General features: G+C 64.8%; 15 protein-coding genes. 6 read left to right on the forward strand and 9 right to left on the reverse strand.

From position 1 onward, the window contains the following. On the reverse strand, positions 1-199 hold a 199-nt coding region (locus tag AB0C34_RS15280), incomplete at its 3' end, for a hypothetical protein (RefSeq protein ID WP_357072128.1). An 18-nt stretch (positions 200-217) separates the two neighbouring features. Between AB0C34_RS15280 and mshC the strand changes: the two genes are divergently transcribed. Further along, complete coding sequence (gene mshC / locus AB0C34_RS15285) at positions 218-1,456, forward strand: cysteine--1-D-myo-inosityl 2-amino-2-deoxy-alpha-D-glucopyranoside ligase (RefSeq protein WP_357072131.1); 1,239 nt, start codon at positions 218-220, stop codon at positions 1,454-1,456. 103 nt (positions 1,457-1,559) lie between these two features. Here the strand turns inward: mshC and AB0C34_RS15290 are convergent, their stop codons facing one another. After that, entirely contained in the window at positions 1,560-2,468 is a 909-nt protein-coding gene (locus tag AB0C34_RS15290; RefSeq protein ID WP_357072134.1) for a MerR family transcriptional regulator, read from the reverse strand. 243 nt (positions 2,469-2,711) lie between these two features. Further along, a complete protein-coding gene (gene fadD11, locus AB0C34_RS15295) occupies positions 2,712-4,523 on the reverse strand; it encodes a fatty acid--CoA ligase FadD11 (protein WP_357072136.1) in 1,812 nt (603 codons plus the stop codon). A 636-nt stretch (positions 4,524-5,159) separates the two neighbouring features. Between fadD11 and AB0C34_RS15300 the strand changes: the two genes are divergently transcribed. After that, on the forward strand, positions 5,160-5,708 hold the full coding sequence (locus AB0C34_RS15300; RefSeq protein ID WP_357072139.1) for a TetR/AcrR family transcriptional regulator: 549 nt from the start codon (positions 5,160-5,162) through the stop codon (positions 5,706-5,708). Positions 5,709-5,718: 10 nt separating this feature from the next. Here the strand turns inward: AB0C34_RS15300 and AB0C34_RS15305 are convergent, their stop codons facing one another. Continuing rightward, positions 5,719-7,578, reverse strand: coding sequence for a Na+/H+ antiporter (locus tag AB0C34_RS15305; RefSeq protein ID WP_357072142.1), 1,860 nt, complete (start codon positions 7,576-7,578; stop codon positions 5,719-5,721). 124 nt (positions 7,579-7,702) lie between these two features. Here AB0C34_RS15305 and AB0C34_RS15310 point away from each other — a divergent pair, with 124 nt between their 5' ends. Next, entirely contained in the window at positions 7,703-8,593 is an 891-nt protein-coding gene (locus AB0C34_RS15310; RefSeq protein ID WP_357072145.1) for an alpha/beta hydrolase, read from the forward strand. Between the two features lie 316 nt (positions 8,594-8,909). On the opposite strand, the gene AB0C34_RS15315 is transcribed toward AB0C34_RS15310, so the two are convergent. The 5 genes from AB0C34_RS15315 to AB0C34_RS15335 all read right to left on the reverse strand — a co-directional run bounded on the left by AB0C34_RS15315 (position 8,910) and on the right by AB0C34_RS15335 (position 15,632). Further along, on the reverse strand, positions 8,910-11,114 hold the full coding sequence (locus AB0C34_RS15315; protein ID WP_357072148.1) for a molybdopterin-dependent oxidoreductase: 2,205 nt from the start codon (positions 11,112-11,114) through the stop codon (positions 8,910-8,912). 148 nt (positions 11,115-11,262) lie between these two features. After that, positions 11,263-12,189, reverse strand: coding sequence for an SGNH/GDSL hydrolase family protein (locus AB0C34_RS15320; RefSeq protein WP_357072151.1), 927 nt, complete (start codon positions 12,187-12,189; stop codon positions 11,263-11,265). Positions 12,190-12,380: 191 nt separating this feature from the next. Next, on the reverse strand, positions 12,381-13,025 hold the full coding sequence (locus tag AB0C34_RS15325; protein ID WP_357072154.1) for a hypothetical protein: 645 nt from the start codon (positions 13,023-13,025) through the stop codon (positions 12,381-12,383). A 533-nt stretch (positions 13,026-13,558) separates the two neighbouring features. Continuing rightward, positions 13,559-14,611 carry a hypothetical protein gene (locus tag AB0C34_RS15330; protein WP_357072157.1) on the reverse strand — a complete coding sequence of 351 codons (1,053 nt, stop codon included), beginning with the start codon at positions 14,609-14,611 and terminating at the stop codon, positions 13,559-13,561. Between the two features lie 559 nt (positions 14,612-15,170). Then, positions 15,171-15,632: a MarR family transcriptional regulator gene (locus AB0C34_RS15335; protein ID WP_357072160.1), complete on the reverse strand. Its 462-nt coding sequence runs from the start codon at positions 15,630-15,632 to the stop codon at positions 15,171-15,173. Between the two features lie 82 nt (positions 15,633-15,714). Here AB0C34_RS15335 and AB0C34_RS15340 point away from each other — a divergent pair, with 82 nt between their 5' ends. From AB0C34_RS15340 to AB0C34_RS15350, 3 genes are read left to right on the forward strand one after another with little or no spacing between them, the layout of a single operon-like run. Next, entirely contained in the window at positions 15,715-16,218 is a 504-nt protein-coding gene (locus AB0C34_RS15340; RefSeq protein ID WP_357072163.1) for a hypothetical protein, read from the forward strand. After that, positions 16,113-16,979 (forward strand): alpha/beta hydrolase, encoded by an 867-nt coding sequence (locus AB0C34_RS15345; RefSeq protein WP_357072166.1) that lies wholly within the window; start codon positions 16,113-16,115, stop codon positions 16,977-16,979. Before AB0C34_RS15340 ends, AB0C34_RS15345 begins: the two co-directional genes overlap by 106 nt. A 55-nt stretch (positions 16,980-17,034) precedes the next feature. Continuing rightward, entirely contained in the window at positions 17,035-17,751 is a 717-nt protein-coding gene (locus tag AB0C34_RS15350; RefSeq protein ID WP_357072169.1) for a metal-dependent hydrolase, read from the forward strand. The last annotated feature ends 38 nt before the right edge of the window (positions 17,752-17,789 follow it).

The following is a 17,789-nucleotide window of genomic DNA, read 5'->3' on the forward strand; positions in this document are numbered from 1 at the left end:
CCGACATTCCAGACCTGGACGGCACGTTCACCATCGCCCGGAACACGATCGCCGATCCCACCCGGCGCACTGACAGTTGATTCAGCGAGACCCAAAACCTCGACATCGCACGATGCGCAGGAATATGCAGGTCGCGCTCAACTCCACGACGCGTCCCGCCGACCACAGGACCGGGGCGGAAGTAGCTGCGCTCGCGCACACCTTTACCCTCGTAATCATGCAGTCGTGGTCCGATATCGCCCTTCCGACCGTCCCCGGAGCAGGGCCGCCATTGCGGCTGTACGACACCGCGGACCGCCAGGTGCGGCCGGTCACCCCTGGTGCTACGGCCACCATGTACGTATGTGGGATCACCCCCTACGACGCGACCCACCTCGGGCATGCCGCGACCTATTTGACCTTCGACCTGGTCAACCGGGTATGGCGAGACGCGGGACACGCCGTGCACTACGTACAGAACGTCACCGACGTCGACGATCCGCTGTTCGAGCGGGCCGCCCGCGACGGCGTGGACTGGCGTGACCTGGGCAGCTCCGAGGTCGCCCTGTTCCGAGCGGACATGTCCGCACTGCGCATCATGCCGCCCCGCGACTACATCGGCGCCATCGAATCCGTCGACGAGGTCATCGAACTCGTGCAGAAGCTGCTGGCCTCCGGCGCCGCCTACATCGTCGACGACGACGAATACCCCGACATCTACTTCCGTGCCGACGCCACCGAGCAGTTCGGCTACGAATCCGGCTACGACCGCGCCACCATGGAGCGACTGTTCGCCGAACGCGGCGGCGACCCGGACCGTCCCGGCAAGCGAGACAGCATCGACGCACTGCTGTGGCGCTCGGCCCGTCCCGGCGAGCCGTCCTGGCCCGCGCCGTTCGGCGCGGGAAGGCCCGGCTGGCACATCGAGTGTTCGGCGATCGCCTTGAACCGGATAGGCCCCGAATTCGACATCCAGGGCGGCGGCAGCGACCTCATATACCCGCACCACGAATACTCCGCCGCGCACGGCGAAGCGCTGATCGCGGGCCGTCGTTTCGCCCGCCACTACGTGCACGCCGGCCTGATCGGGCTGGACGGGGCGAAGATGTCGAAATCCAAGGGCAATCTGGTGCTGGTCTCCGTATTGCGCCGCAACGGCGTCGACCCGGCCGCGATCCGCCTCGGCCTGCTTGCCGACCACTACCGGCAAGACCGCATGTGGACCGACGCCGTGCTCGAACAGGCCCAGCGTCGACTCGAGCTGTGGCGCACCGCCGCCGCGCTGGCATCGGGCCCATCGGCAACCGACACCGTCGCACGTCTGCGCCGGCATCTGGCCGACGACCTGGACACGCCCAAAGCGCTCGACGCCGTGGACAATTGGGCCCACCAGGCCCTGGACTACGGCGGCCAGGACATCGAAGCGCCCGCACTGCTCGCGACCGCCGTCGACGCTCTGCTCGGCATCCGCCTCTGATCGCTCACTCCGCGCACACGGACACTTCGAGCCGGAGTTGGCGATCTGTGTAACACGAAAGTCTCCCAGGGATTGTCCCCTCAGCGAGGCCGGGCGTGGCGGATTATCGGTGCGCGCGCACGGCGGCAGCCAGCCACGCGAAAACAGGCACGCTGGGTGGACCCGGCGGGCGATCGTTGATCAGACTCAGAAGCTGCCAATAGCGCTCGACGCGGGGTTCGGCCACCAGGTCCAGCCATTCGAGCAGTGCGCGCGACTCGGTATCGGCGAGATCGGCGGGGACGATGTGATCGACTATCGCGCGGCCGGTGTCGGATTCCGGCGCGATTCCCTTCTCGACAGCTGGACTCGCATGGACGAGAACCAGTGGCCGGATATTGAGGCCGAACTCGATGCGGTTGTCGGATTCGCCGCGCAGCACCATCTGCCGCATCGTGCGCTGAAAGTCGTCGTCGGAGACAAGTCCGGCCAGTTCTATCCAGGCGTCCACCTGCGCGGAAGTCGGGTCTTCCGGCAGCTGTGGCGGCATCTCGCGCATGAAGTCGGCAATGGCAAGAGCGTCCGCATCGTCGACGCCGGCGAAGATCTTGTCGACAAAGCCGTCGATGAGATGCTGCCGTTCACGGGCCGACAATCGGGCTAGTTCGTACATCAGGGACAGTCCTTCGATCTTGTTCTCGCGACAGATGGCGTTATGGAGGACCGCGCGGTTCAGCCGCAACATCCGGATCTGGGTATCCAGGGCTTCGACGTGGATCGCGGCGATCTCGGCCAGCGTGGACTGTCGGTCGAGAACCTCCCGCACCGCATCCAGGCCGAGGCCGAGTTCACGAAGTGTCCGGACCAGATGCAGGCGACCGACCGCGTCGGCACCGTATAGGCGGTAGCCGCCCGCAGACCGTTCTACGGGTGGTATGACTCCGCTGTCCGACCAGAATCGGATCGTGCGAGTCGACAACTCGGTGCGGCGAGCAAGCTCTCCGATCGTGTAGCGGTCCGTCTCTTCCTCCATGCCACCAACCTGCACCTTCCACCCACTGGAAGGTCAAATCGACCACCGCTCACTCGCCGTCCAGCCGACTTCGCGGCGGGCGCTGCCGACAACTACCCGCCACGCGGCGTCGAGGTGTCACGGCTCACGGCCACCCGGCGACCGGAATTGCGCGCTGCACGATCCGGCGGACACTGCGCGTCCGCGCAGCTCACGTTCACGCTCTGACCAGTGCCATACACGTCGGGTACGTCTTCACCGTGCCTATCCCGCCGAGTGCGCGTCCGCCGGTTCGTGCACCGTGGGGGCGAGTTGTTCGGCGTAGAGCTGCTCGATCTCGTCGCCGTACTTGGCCGCGATCGGCTTGCGTCGCAGCTTCATCGTCAGGGTGATCTCATCGCCACCCGGCTCCCAGAAAGTGGGCAGCACGGTGAAACGTTTGATCTGCTCGACGCGCGACAGCGTCGCATTGCCCGCCGCGACACCGCGCGCGATCTCGGCGATCACGTCGGGATCAGCGGCGAGAACGCCCGCCGACACATCCGCAAGTCCGCGCCGAGCGGCATACATCGCGGCGGTCTCGGCATCGATCACGATCAGCGCCGTGTTGTACGGGCGCGCGTCGCCGATCGCGGCGATAGCTCCGACCAGCGCGGACGCGGCCTTGATCGCGTTTTCGATATTCGCCGGGGACATGTTCTTTCCGGCGGCGTTGATCAGCAGTTCTTTCTTTCGGTCGACCACGCGCAGGTAGCCGTCGCCGTCGACGGTGAGGATATCGCCGGTGTGCAGCCAGCCATCCGGGTCGATCGCCTCGACAGTCTTCTGCGGTTGCTTGCGGTACCCCTTCATCACCAGCGGACCCCGCACCAGGAACTCGCCGTCTTCGGCGATCCGCCACTGCATCCCGGGCAGCATCCGGCCCACCGAACCCAGCCGCGCCTGCTCCGGCGCGCAGGCGCTGGCCACGCACGTGAGCTCCGACATTCCCCAGATCTCCGAGATCGGGATTCCGAGTCCGAAGAAGAATCCGAGCGTTTGCGGCGGGATCGGCGCGGCACCGGACATGGCCCACTTCGTCTGGTCCAGCCCGATCTTCGCGCGCAACGCCGACAACACCTGCTCGTCGGCCTTCGCCCATTCCGCGGCCAGTTCGGCGCTGATCGGCTCATCACGAAGTTGCGCGGCGGCCTTACGTGCCGCCACACCCAATGCCCAATCCAACCCGGCCCGAACGGTCTCGTCGGGCTCGTTGGCGACCGAGAACTCGATGGCCGCCTTCAGCTTCTCCCACACCCGCGGGACCGCACCCCAGATCGTCGGATGCACGTCCACCAAAGCGGCGGGCAGCAGGGACCGATCAGGCACGACCGTGAGCTGAATGCCGTACACCTCCTGTAGATACAGGTTGCAGAACCGGTCGGCCATATGCGCCGACGGCAGGTAGGACGTCTGGCGATCGCCGAACTCCACCGGAAGCACGGCGTGGAACGCTCGCGCCTCGGCCAGCAGGTTTGCGTGCGTGATCTCGACCCCCTTCGGATTGCCGGTGGTACCGGAGGTGTAGACGAGGGTGAGGACGTCGTCGGGTCGCACTGCCCGCCAGGTCGCCTCGAAGTCGAAATCGAAGCGGCCCATAGCCTTCAGTTCATCGAGTCCGATAGTGCCCTCCGGTATGCCGTCGAGGCAGACGATGGTCTCGACCGGCGCGCCCGAGCAGCGGATGCGCTCAACGTACTGCTGCTCACAGATCACCACCCGATTACCCGCATTCCCGAATACATACTGCAACTGTTCGGGGGCCAGGGTGTTGTACACCGAGAAGGAGGTCGCGCCCGTGTGCTGGACGCCGACCTCGATCGGATAGAACTCCACCCGGTTGGCCATCATCAACGCGACTGTCTCACCGCGACCGATCCCGAGGGCATGCAACCCGGCGGCGATCTCACAGACCTGGTCGGCGTATTGCCGCCAGGTCAGCGTATGAGTGCCGCCGATGGACCGCACGGCCACGGCCTCCGGATCGATGACCGCGATACGCTGAAAAGCGGCGCAGGACGTGTTCGGTTCGGACATCGCACAACCTCATTCAGTACATCAGCTTTCCGGAGACAGTAAGGTGCCCGACCGCGGCGCGGAGTCCTTTCGGTCGATCGACAGCGATACGGTCATTCCAGGAAGCACACGGTCGCGCAGGCGGCTGTTCTCGAGAACCCGGACGCCAACGGTCGCGCGGATGCCTGGCCACACCGCGCCTATGCGTCACACCGGGGCCATCGTGCAGATCCCCGGGCCGGGGGAGACGGACGAGAGGAACTACGACAACGGGGCCGACCGCGAGGATCCCGCACACGGCGTTCCGGAGGTATCCCCGTGCACGGCGATTACAGAGCCGGTCATCGATCGCCGCGTCGACCAGCGTTGTTTCCGCGACGGAATCAACATGCGGCGCGTAAACCGCTGCGGCCCAACAATTCCGCGCATGAACTGGACACGCCGGCAGCGCTCCGACGTAATACGTTTGCCTGTCCCGTGGAATGCTGTCCCCACGTCCGATCACCAACAGCCACTATTTATTTCAGTCGGTAACAGCTACCACGGGTCGCCCGCACCTGAGCGCGACGACTCCACCGGCCTCGGCCCAGCCGACGCTACAATGGGGTACTGTTCGGTCCTTCGACCCTGCCCGAACGAAACAGAACGGCGCACCGAATGTCACGTGTGGTCACCAAGGAGCAGTACTTCGATACCGCACTGGAGGTGCTGGCCGAGTTCGGTTTCAAGGGCCTCAACATCGGCGTGCTATGCCGACGACTCGGCGTCACCAGTGGCTCCTTCTACCACCACTTCGGCAGCTGGCAAGGATTCGTCGACACCCTGCTCGACCACTGGGAGAACCGGCAGGTCCGAATCCTGCGCACCCTGAAGTTCAACCAGGGCAACCCCGACGACGACATCCGCGCCATGTCCGACCTCGCCGCCGGACTCCACCACGCCGCCGAAGCCGCGATCCGCGCGTGGGCCGCCAACGACGAATCGGTCAACCTCGCACTCAAACGCGTCGACGATTCCCGCAGACGCACCGTGCACAAAGCGATCAAAGGCGTCGTCCGCGACGACGACACCGCCGCCGTAGTGACCTCGCTGGGCATGGCGATGCTCGTCGGCTATCAGCAGATCGCCGCAGGCGGCGAGAACCTCTCACTGGATCAGCTGCTCACCGAATACGCGCGGCTGATCTACTCGCACGCCGAGCACTGAACATCCGGCTCTAGCCGAGCAGCTCGTCCACATAGCACCACCGCCACGCCTCACCCGGCTCCACACTGCGCATCACCGGATGCCCGCTGCCCGCGTAGTGCTTGGTCGCATGATTACCCGGCGACGAGTCACAGCAGGCAACATGCCCACACGACAAGCACATCCGTAGATGCACCCACACCAGCCCCTCCGCCACACATTCAGCGCACGTGTCGCCTCCGGTGGAATCACGCACCAGCGGCGCGGCACGCAGATGCGAGCAGGTCTGGTCGTCCAGTGGGACGGCCAACGGTTCGACACGCTCTTCCTCCTCCTCGTCGAACCGTTCGATCATCGACTCCTCCAGATCCAGCTGCGCCATCACATGCCGGAGGATCTCGTAATCCACCGCACCCGAATCCCGCACGGACAGCACGGTCGCACGTTCAGCGCGCAACATCTCCAGCCGAAGCCGCCGATACTCGGCGGTGGGGGTCACCAACTCGGACTCCGCGCGCCCGAGCCGTTCCCACGCGGCGTTGGTCTTCCACGTGACGCGATCACGCAACGTCGCCACCACGATCGGCGAGGTTTCCGGCGTGATCCGCTCGTCGAGGGCCGCAAGACCCGCCGCGGTCGCCTGCTGCAGCAGGTTGGCCTTCTGCAACGCATCCTCGGCGCGACTCGGTCCGCGCAGCCGAAGCAGCCGAACCAGCCACGGCAGCGAACCCCCCTGCACCAGCAGCGTTCCCGCCACCACAACCAGCGCAAGCAGCTTCAACACCGGCAATTGCGGAGTGTCCTCCGGTAGCAACAGCACCGCCGCCAACGTCACCACACCGCGCATCCCCGCCCAGGACACCACCACCGGGTAGGCCAGCGGCACATCGTCGGCCATTCCCAACCTGCGCGGCAGCAGCGTCCACGGAAACACCCACACCGGCCGTGCCAGCATCGTCACCGCGAGCACCGCGACCGCCGACAACAGCAGCGTCCGATGGTCGAGACCGCTGCTCCACGCACCCTCGAGAATCGCGCGCATCTGCAATCCGATGACGACAAACACCACGCTCTCCAGAAGGAACTGAATGGTCCGCCAGTTGATGCGTTCGGCGGTCCGCGACGCCGCGCTCTGCCATGCCTGCGCGTTGTGCCCGAGGATCATGCCGCAGGTGACCACCGCGATCACTCCGGAGGCGTGAATACCCTCGGCGGGCAGATACGCCACGAACGGCGCCAGGAAAGACAGCGTCGTGTCCAGCACCGGATCGGTGAGCCGCCGCCGCAGCAGCGCCAAGAGGTAGGCGACGACGATACCAACCACCGCGCCGCCGACCGCCGCGAGTAAGAAGTCACCACCAGCCTGCCACACCGACAGCGTTCCGGCCGTCGCCGCGATCGCCGTACGCAACGCCACCAGCGCGGTCGCATCATTGAACAGCGACTCCGCCTCCAGGATCCGCACGATCCGTCGCGGCATCCCGATCCGGCGTGCCACCGCCGTCGCGGACACCGCATCCGGCGGCGCCACCACCGCGCCCAATGCGACCGCGACCGCGAACGGCACCGGCAACAGCAACCACACCACCACCGCGACAGCGAACGTACTGAACAGCACCAACCCCACCGACAGCAGCAGGGTGGTGCCCGCATTGGCACGAAAATCCACCAGCGACGTGCGGAGCGCGGCGGTATACAACAACGGAGGCAGCAGACCGAGCAGAATGATCTCCGGATCCGGGTGGATCTCCGGCACGAACGGCAGATACGACGCCGCCACCCCGGCCAGTGTCAACACCAACGGTTCGGACACCCCCAACCGACGCGCCAGCGCCGCTAACGCGGCCGCCGACGCGACGAGAACAACCAGGCCGATCGCGACATGCACCATCGCATTCTCGCAGAGCACACGCAGAGAAAACCGGCCGCGCGGTATATGACATGTGCGCTGTCGGCCGAACTGCTGTGCCCGGCGCGCTCACGCGTCATGCTTGTCGGCGACGAAGGAGGTAGACATGGAAGAGTTTGCGTCCTGGCGAGCAGAAGGACGACGGCACACCCACCGCGGCCATCAGATCTTCTGGCGCGACGGCGGCACGGGCACCGACGGCACGCTCGTCTGTATCCACGGATTTCCCACCGCATCGTGGGACTGGCATGCCGTCTGGCCCGGCCTCTGCGAACGATTCGCACGGGTCATCGCCCCAGACATGATCGGCTTCGGTTGGTCAGCCAAGCCACGCCACTACGACTACACGATCACCGACCAGGCCGACATCCACGAGAACCTGCTACGCGAGCAGGGCGTCACCCGTTTCCACATCCTCGCCCACGACTATGGCGACACCGTCGCACAGGAACTACTCGCACGTGACGCCGAACGCCGAGCGGTGGGCGACGAATCATTGATGATCGAATCGGTGTGCCTGCTCAACGGCGGACTGTTCCCCGAAGCCCACCGACCCCGGCTCGTGCAGCGACTGCTGGCGAGCCCACTCGGTCCGATGGTCGGCGTGCTCGGAACCGACCGCACCTTCTTCCGCAACCTGGCCGCGGTATTCGGACCCGACACCAAACCCAGTGACACCGAATTGCACCAGTTCTGGTTGCTGTGGTGCAGCAAGCACGGAAAACGCAACGGACACAAGCTGATCCGCTACATGACCGAGCGTCGCAAACACCGCGAACGCTGGGTCGGCGCACTCCAGCAGGCCCAGGTTCCGGTCCGGCTCATCGCCGGCCCGGTCGACCCGGTCTCCGGCGCCCACATGGTCCGCCGCTACCGCCAACTGATCCCCGGCCCGGATGTGGTGGAGTTGCCGAAGATCGGCCACTACCCCCAACTCGAGGCCCCAGAGGAGACACTCGCGGCCTTCCTGGAATTCCACGGCCACCGAGTGCATTGAACCCACAACCCCACTGATCGCGGCGCGGTCGTACCGACCGCGCCGCTTGGCCTGGCCCCGCCCGGGTCCGACCTACCCGCGAACGAACTCGGACCGACACTCACCGATCACGCCACACTGACAACATCGCTGAATCGCCACAATCCGCCGACCCCGCAGCGGCCGGCTCAACGCGCACGCGCAGACACCCGGCGGCACCTGATCGTCGGCGCGATCGAGGTCAATGCCAGGGCAGCGCGCCATGCCGTCAACGTGGACACCGACACCGCCTAAGACCGCCCCGAGGCGTCTCGCCGGTCGATCACACGGCCGACGCCTACTCCCGCTCAACCGCCCCAACCCCGGTACCGCCACCCGACCCCGCGGGCGCCCGTGTCACCGCCACCCACGTACTGTTCACGGCCGCAGCGCCCGAGAACATGTCCGTCAACGCCGGATCATGCAGCAGATTCACGTTCGCCCCCGGCACCGACGCCGCCACCGTCCAACCAACACCCGATTCACCGTGCCCCCACCCATGTGGAATCGCCACAGTACCCACCCTGATATCCGCACTGACCTCCAGTGGCACCACAATCGACCCGATAGGCGAACTCACCGCGACCAGTTCACCATCGCTGAGCCCACGCCCGGCCGCATCCACCGGATGCATCAGCGCCGTACACCGGTGACGCCCCCGCACCATCGCAGGCACATTGTGCAACCAGGAGTTGTTGCTACGCAGATGACGGCGACCGATCAATTTCAGGTCATACCCCTCGGCCGGAGTCGTCAACGCCTTCCCCTGCCGCGCGTCATCGAGTACCACACGCGCCGCCGCGACGAAATCCTCCGGCGCTAAGCGCACCTTCCGATCCTTCGTCCCGATCAACGACCGCAACCGCGGTCGCAACGGACCCAAATCTATCCCACCCCCCGCTGCCCGGGCCTTCGCGACAGTCAACCCCTTACGGCCGCGCCGCAGAACCCCGTACGGACCCACCGCCACCCCCCACGACGCCACCCGCACCGGACTGATCCGATCGAACACCGCATTCAGCACCCGCCCGGAGAACCGACGCGCAGGCAGCGGCAGCATCTCGGTGATCAACCGCGCCATGATCTGCCAATCCTCCAACCCGTCCGCAGGGGGATCGAATACTCGCGCGTCATACCGCAGGTTGTTACGCACACTGAACACCGGGAACAGGATGTTGACGTCTTCGCGCTCCAGTGGCGAGACCGGCGGCAGAATGATGTCCGCGTGCCGAGTCGTCTCCGTAATGTACATGTCCACGGCCACATAGAAGTCCAAGGACTCCAGCGCCGCACTCAGACGGCCGCGCTGCGGCGTCGACAACACCGGATTGCCCGCGTACGAAATCATCGCCCTGACTTGGCCCTCGCCCTCGGCCAGAATCTCCTCGGCCAACACCACCACCGGCAACTCCGAACGAAACGACTTGTAAGCGCCGGACCGATCCGTCCACGCCCCGTACCCCACCGGCAGATACTTCGTATACCGAGCAACATCGACCGGCGGAGTCGCGAACATCTGCCCACCCGGCCGATCCAGATTCCCCGTCACGGCGTTGATCATGTTCACCAACCAATGCGTCAACGTACCGGTCACCTGCTGACTCACCCCGACCCGCGCATACAACACCGCCGACGCAGCCGCAGCGTGCTCACGGGCGAGCACACGGATCGTCTGCGCGTCCACACCTGCCAGCGGCGCCATCCGCTCCGCTGTAGCCTCCGCCACCAGGGCACACACCTGATCCCACCCCGTGCTCACCGAGCGAATCGCCGCCTCGTCACATAGATCCTCCGTGACCAGCACATGCAGCATCGCCAGCAACAGGTACACGTCACCACCCGGACTCACCGCGACATGCTGATCAGCCAACCGTGCCGTCTCGGTCCGCCGCGGATCGATCACCACGACCTTCCCACCGCGACGCCTAACCGCACGAATCCGCTGCTTCACATTCGGCATCGTCGTGATCGATCCATTCGACACCGCGGGATTCGCACCCAGAACTACCAGCCGATCCGTCCGATCGATATCGGTCACCGGCATCAACACATTCGAACCGAACATCCGCCACGCCACAAACTCCTGCGGAAACTGATCGATCGACGACGCCGAGAAAAAGTTCCTCGTCAGCAACACCGCACGCAGCAATATCGCGTAGAGCACCGACGAACTGTGCGCGGCGGGATTACCCAGGTACATGCCGATTGCGCTCGGTCCGTGCTCGCGACGCACCTTCCGCAGCCGCTGCCCGATCTCTTGGAACGCCTCCTCCCACCCGACCGGCTCGAATGACGCACCCACCCGCCGCACCGGAGTGCGCAACCGGTCCGGGTCATGGTGCAGCCCGCCCATCGCCGTCGCCTTCGGACAGATGTACCCGTTCGACAGAACATCCTGCGGATTCCCCTCGATCCGCGTCACCCGGTACTGCTCGACAGTGACCAGTATTCCGCAGTGGGCCTCACACAATGTGCACTGCCGGGCGATGGTGGAAGCACTCATAGGTTCACCTTCTGCCAGATCCCACTACCAGCGTAACGTCACCATGTCACCCGACAGGGTTGGCTGGGTCCGTCACCGAACACGTCGGGCGACGACCACCTCGGGTATCAGCTCAGGCACCTCGACATTGTCACTGGACGCTCCGGAATCACCGGCCCAACGCCGCCAGGAGGCTTCCTGCTTGGTGATCCGCGCCCAGCTGATTCGGGTGGAACGGCACCGCCGGCCCCACCGGGTCGGTCGAGAACGGGATCAGGCCCTCCACCCAACGCGTCCCGGGCGCCTGACACGCGTCATGCCCCGCGCTAGTGCTGTAGGAGTCGACGAACTCGACGCCGGCCACCCGCGCCACCCGCGCCAGCATGGCATTGAGCTCGATCAGTTTGGTGCCCAGCCAATTCGCATCGACATCCGAAATTGGGATGACCGGGAAACAACCCGGTCCGGTGCCGACACCATCCAAATAATCCAACAGCAAAATTCGTGCCTGCGGCGACCGCGCACGAATACCGTCGATCACCGCCGCCACTTTCGATGCGGCCGCCGCGATATTGTCCGACATCTGATCCACGCCGGTAGCCACCCGGGCATTCCGGCACGGCGACACCGCGGGGTCGACAGTCACACAGCGTGGAACCATCGCGGCCAAACCCGCGTCATTGCCACCGATTTCGAGAGTCACCAGATCCGTCGACAGAGTAAGTCGGTCGAACTGTGGCGGGTTCACTCCGAGCAGAGTGCGTTGTGGAGCAGTCATGTGCGCGGTGGTGGCACCACCGCAGGTCGCGTCGCGGAACAGCGGTACCGCTAGCGCCGCGGCCAGTTGTTTGGCGTAGTTGTCGCGACTCTGCGCACATCCCGGTACCACGAACTCGTCGGTCGGCTGACTCAACGAGGCATCGGCGGCCCATGAGTCGCCCAGGGCGACGTACGTACCGAACGGGGGAGCAGCAGACGCCTCCGACATCTGCACACCAGGGATTGCGGCTCCGATCGCCGCACACACGACCAGCATGCGGGCCACCCCGATCGCCCCACTCCTACCCGTGAGCCGACTTCCAGCTAATCCGGTCATCCGCCCGATGCTAACGAACATGGTGCAGTATTTCTTGCCGACCAGACACCACCAGACGCAGCCGACTGCGTCAGTCAGTTCACGAACCGTAGAACGAAAACGCTTCCGAACGGCCGACCAATCGCCCAATTTTTGTCACTGTGACGTTTCATTTCCAACGAGGAACGGAGGGCCGGGGGAGTAATCCTCAGTTACACACGTGACACCGCGTCCGGCACCGCGGCGGCGGGTTCCCGGTTCGGCGAATCATGAAACCCGGGCAAGTACCGATTCGCCATAGGGATCAGTAGTTGCATCAGCGGACCGATCCCGAACGCGTACACGAGCGTTCCGACACCGACGCTGCCACCAAGAACAAACCCGGTCGACAACACCGTCACCTCGATCGCCGTGCGCACCACCCACACCGACCTACCCGTCCGACGCACCAGTCCGGTCATCAGCCCATCCCGCGGCCCCGGGCCCATGCCTGCGCCGATGTACAACACGCTGGCGACCGCATTCAGCACCACCGCGGCGCCCATCGCGCCCACCCGAACCGGCAGCACCTCCCATGCCGGCAACCACGCCAGCCCGGCATCGACCGACAGGGCGATCACCACCACGTTGCTCACCGTCCCCAACCCAGGCAACTGCCGCAACGGAATCCATGCCAGCAACACAGCGATACCCGTCAGCGCCGTCACCGCACCGAAGCTGATCGGCACATACCGCGCCACCCCTTGATGAAACACATCCCACGGATCCAACCCGAGTCCCGCGCGCACCATCACCGCCATCGAGAACCCGTACAACCACAACCCGACATACAACGCGATCAACCGACGAACCAGCACCGACCCAGCATGCCGACAGGTGGACCTCAGAAACAGAGCCAATTATCAACTACTGGACGCCTACGACACATCCACACCGAGGTCGTCGAAATAAACCCTCGCGGGCCACAATTCGTCACAGTGACAGTTCACCACACGAAAATAAAATCCGCTCGGAGGACAGGCTGGCGGATATCGGAGACGACAGAATAATCTACGGATATTTATAATAATTGTCGGAAAATTTCCATTCAGCATGCCGATGAATGGCGTCGGTCCGCAGTGAATGATTCAGACACGACGACCGCCGGCGGAGCCAGGGCGACCGACTCCACACACGAAATATCAGCCCCAGCAACGATATACATCGCCGAGCAGGTCAGCCATCGACCCCGTTCTTGTGCCGATAATCAACATTATGTCAAGTTGTGTCGCGGGGACGCGACAGAGCCCCAGGTCGATCCCCTATGTCACTAGCCAATCGGCGGCCTTCTGCAGCGAGCAAAGTACGACCCCGGAGGCACAAGCCCGGGGTCGTACGGCACCGATCCGAGTCAGGCCAGCGCTTCTGCCAATTCCGCGTGCAAGTCGAACAATCCGGGGATCTGCGCGGCCGGACGTCGACCCATTCCGCACTCCGTGGCGATGCCGAATTCCGCAATCGCGGTGCGGGCAGCTTCAATTCGTCGCAGCCCACCGTCACGACCGTCGGTTGCGTGCACCAGACCGAGGTAGAGATCTGTCTCTGCCGGAAGGTCCAGGTCGGCAAGCGGTTTGAAGTAGTCGGCGTCGGTGCGCGACCGCGGGACCGGCATATGGACCCAGTCGACGCGCCGGCCGAGCCCCGTCACGATCCGGTTGACGACCGCCGCCAACCGACCGGTGTCGGCGGGTTCGACGAAGTGGCGGTGACCGAAGTCGCCGTAGCACAAGTGGTACCCGAGTTCGACCGGTTCGGGCACCGCGGCACCCAACCGAACCAGCCGCTCCCCGACTGCCTCGAGCTGCGTCGGGTAGTCGGCGCCGAACCAAGACGGGAACACGCCTTCGAAAATGGCGAACTCGACCGCGGTATCCCATTGCACAGCAAGGTCTTCCGCGGGAATGCCGTCGAGGATCACGGCCAACTCGTTGAGCAACTGCGCCTCATATCTGCGCTCCAACTCCCCTTGCGGTCCGGCGACGAACGCCCCGACCACCGCGATCGGCGTCGGTAGGGACACCTGAAACCGGGTGTGCGCCGGGATCGCGCCTTCCACACGGAGCTGCCGGAAAACCTGCCACGACTCCAACGCGGCGTCCGCATAGCCCAACGGGCCGAAATCGATCGACGCCGCGTTTACGCCCGGTTTGGGCTGCACTCGTTCGCTGGGCCCGTATTCCGGGCTCGGCGGCGGAACGGTTTCCAGGTCCGGGTGAGCCTGGATCTTGGGCAGCTGCCACACTACCCAGTTGTCGCGCACGCCGGTCTCGCCGTCCGGGATACGCTTCAACTCGGCGCCCATTCGCTGCGCTGCCTCCGAGAACACCGTTCGCGCATCAGCCAATGGCACGCTGCCACACAGGTGAACTCCGCGACCTCTACCCACCACAATCTCCCTACGCATGGCCTATCACTGATCGAGCCGACCTGGTCGAAACCGGATAGTCGACACACCATCTCGGGCACGGTTCGAGGCGTGCGACGGTGCGCGCACAGGTCACAACTCGCGATCAGGTCGCGCTACGCGATGCAGCGTAAGCACGAACGCTTACACGAGCTCCCCATGCTCGGGAAGCCCGCGACCCGGCCAGGCCGTGATCCACGAATATCGCACTCCCCCAGTCCTTTTCGACATTTCAACCGAATCAACACGAGCACGACGCCAAAGTTCTGACTGCCATCAGCTCGGCGCGCCCCGGAGGCCCAGTCACCTCTGCGGACTTCTCATTCTCGCGTAGACACCCCGAGGATAAAGTCCCGGCATCTGGGCAGAGTTGGAAAACGAGTCCCTTGATGGCGGCTCAACGAGTGCTGTTGGCACAAATACATGTTCCTATACGCATATCAGCGTATTTCGATGATTTCTACAAAGAACCAGCACAAGCAGACCGGCCCGCTCCGGCCGACGACACGATCAGGCGGACAAGTAGCTGACGAAGGCAGGCGCGAGCCTGTCACATCAGCTACAAACGGTCATAGACGAGGGCAAGACCACGGAGGACCTCGGTCGCCGCGGTGAGCGCGTCGTCGCCCAGGTGACGGAGGGTGTCGCCAAGGGCCGCGGCAAGGGCTTGCTCACGTGCGCGATGACGCTCGAGGCCCAGACGCGTCAGAGTGACGGCCACGGAGCGCCGCTGACCTTCCCGCCGTTCGCGGGTCACGTACCCGGCCCGCTCCAGACCATTGACCAGCTGCGTGACTGCCGCTGCGGTGGTTTGAACAAGTTCGGCGAGTTCTTTGACGGTCAGGGGCCCTTGTTCTGCCAGGACGCGCAGGGCGCGTGCGTGCGGCAGCGACAGCGCTCCCGGCTGTCGAGTGGCACGGCCCCGCAAACGAGCGTCGGCGGCACTGAGGCTGTAAGCAGCCAGCGCCAGGGCATCGATCGCACGACGTCGATCGCCTGCGGACGGCGGTGTGCACGACACGGCAGTTGCCTCTCGTTGTCCATGGTTATAACCTAAGTACTTACATCATAAGTACTTAGTCAAATGCCGGGAAGGAGTCCCCATGACCGAGCGTTCTGTCGGCCAGAACTGGGCGCTGGACATCGCCCTCGCCCAGGGCGGCTTCAACGCGCTGCACCCGGCCGCAAAGGGCACCATGGAGCAGCTGGGGCACGACCAGACCGACTTCGATAAAGTGTTCGCTCTCGTGCAGAGCGGCGCCATGCTGCCCAAGGCATGGGCCACCATCGCCGGGCAGGCTGAGCAGCGCGCCCACCATCACGAGTCCCACGGCTACCGGCAGACCGCGGCCGATCTGTATCTACGGGCCGCGGTGATGTGGGGGGTCGGGCCCAGTATTCGATCTTCGAGGCGGACGACCCGCGCAAGACCGCTTTCCGCGAACGTTGCAACGACTGCGTGGCTCGACTGGGCGAACTACGCGACAACCGCGTTCGCCGCGTGGTCCTCGAGTTCGAGGGCAAGCACATCTATGCCCTGTTGCACCTGCCGGCAGGCGAGGTCCGCAACGCGCCGGCCGTCCTCCTCGGTCCCGGAATGGACATGATCAAGGAGGACTACATTTACGCGGCTGAGCGCTACTACACTTCGCGCGGCATGGTGGCACTATCCATCGAAGGTCCCGGGCAGGGCGAATCCCGTGCCGGCGGACTGACCGTGGACCTCACGAACTACGAACGCGCGATCAGCCGCTACATCGATTTCCTCACGGATCTGACCGGGGTCGATGCCGAGCGGATCGGCATGTTCGGAATCAGCATGGGCGGTTACTGGGGACTGCGTGCTGCCGCGACGGACGAGCGCCTGGGGGCGCTGGCAAGTTTCGAGGGCGTGACAGGCGACTTCGAAACAATCTTCCATCGGGCGCAGCCGACCTTCAAGAACAACTACATGTACATGTCCGGATATGTCGACGAACGCCGCTTCGACACAGAGCTTGCCGGGCGGATGCCCCTCGGCGATCTCGTCACCCGAATCACCTGTCCCGTCCTTATGGGCATCGGCGAGTTCGACGAACTCACCCGGCTCGAGCAAGCCCTTGCGTGCTACGAGCACATCCACGCCCCGAAGCAGATGCGAGTGTACGAAAACGAGTTCCACCCCCTCGGCGGAACTGCCGCCGAGGTCTTCCGTTTCGGCTCCGAGTGGCTCGAGCAAACCCTTGTCGGCCGCTGGAGAGAGCCCGGCCGAGACGAGCGGCACTACGTTCACGACGACGGCCGCACCACGGACGGCACCGCCCAACCCGCCTGGTGGCTCGGCAGGACACCTCGTGAAATAACAGAGGCTGCCACGGCGGAAAGTTGAGCCGAGCAGCACCAGCATTCGCACACCGATGCATAGCTGAACTAATGTTCAACCAGTGCTTGGACATTCACATGCGACCAGTGGCGCGTTGGCCTGGTCCGCGGCGGCAGCGGCGCTTCCGGTCACGGTGTTGACCTTTCCGGCTCTGCACGATGCGGCGGGGCATCTCGGCGTTGTCGATCTGCTGCTCGGGGTCTTCCTCACTGCGGGCGCGGCACTACTCCCCGACGCCGACCATCCCAATGGAACGCTCGCGCACACCTTGGGCCCGATCACACATGCTGCGTGCAAGCTCATCTCGTGGATCTCGGGGGGCCATCGCCACGCGACCCACTCCCTTGTGTTCGTCGCGGCTGTCGGCTACGGCACCTGGGCGGGCGAGCACTGGCTCGGACGATGGTTCACGCTCGGACTTGTGTTCTTCCTCTTGGCCTTGGCTGTCCGAGCGCTGCATCTGTGCCCGTCCGGCGATGGCTTCAAGGCCTGGGGGCCCATCGTGGTGCTGGCCACCGCAGGCACATTCGCCATGGACCACTGGATCGCAGACAAGCCGGTCTGGTTGCCGTTCGCCGTCGGCCTCGGCGCTCTGGCCCACCTGATCGGCGATTGTCTCACCGATCACGGTTGTCGATTGTTCTGGCCCTTCGACCTCCGCATCAGCTTCCCGATCATCGACCGAACCGGGAATAACGTCGAGATCTGGGTTGTGTCACCGCTGTTCACACTCGGCACCCTCGCCATTCTCTGGTACACGATCACCCACCAGCCCTGACATCAGAGCTGCCAGCCGCTGCCGGAAACGAATCGGCC

The organism is Nocardia sp. NPDC049220 (genome assembly GCF_040647855.1).
Classification (GTDB): domain Bacteria; phylum Actinomycetota; class Actinomycetes; order Mycobacteriales; family Mycobacteriaceae; genus Nocardia.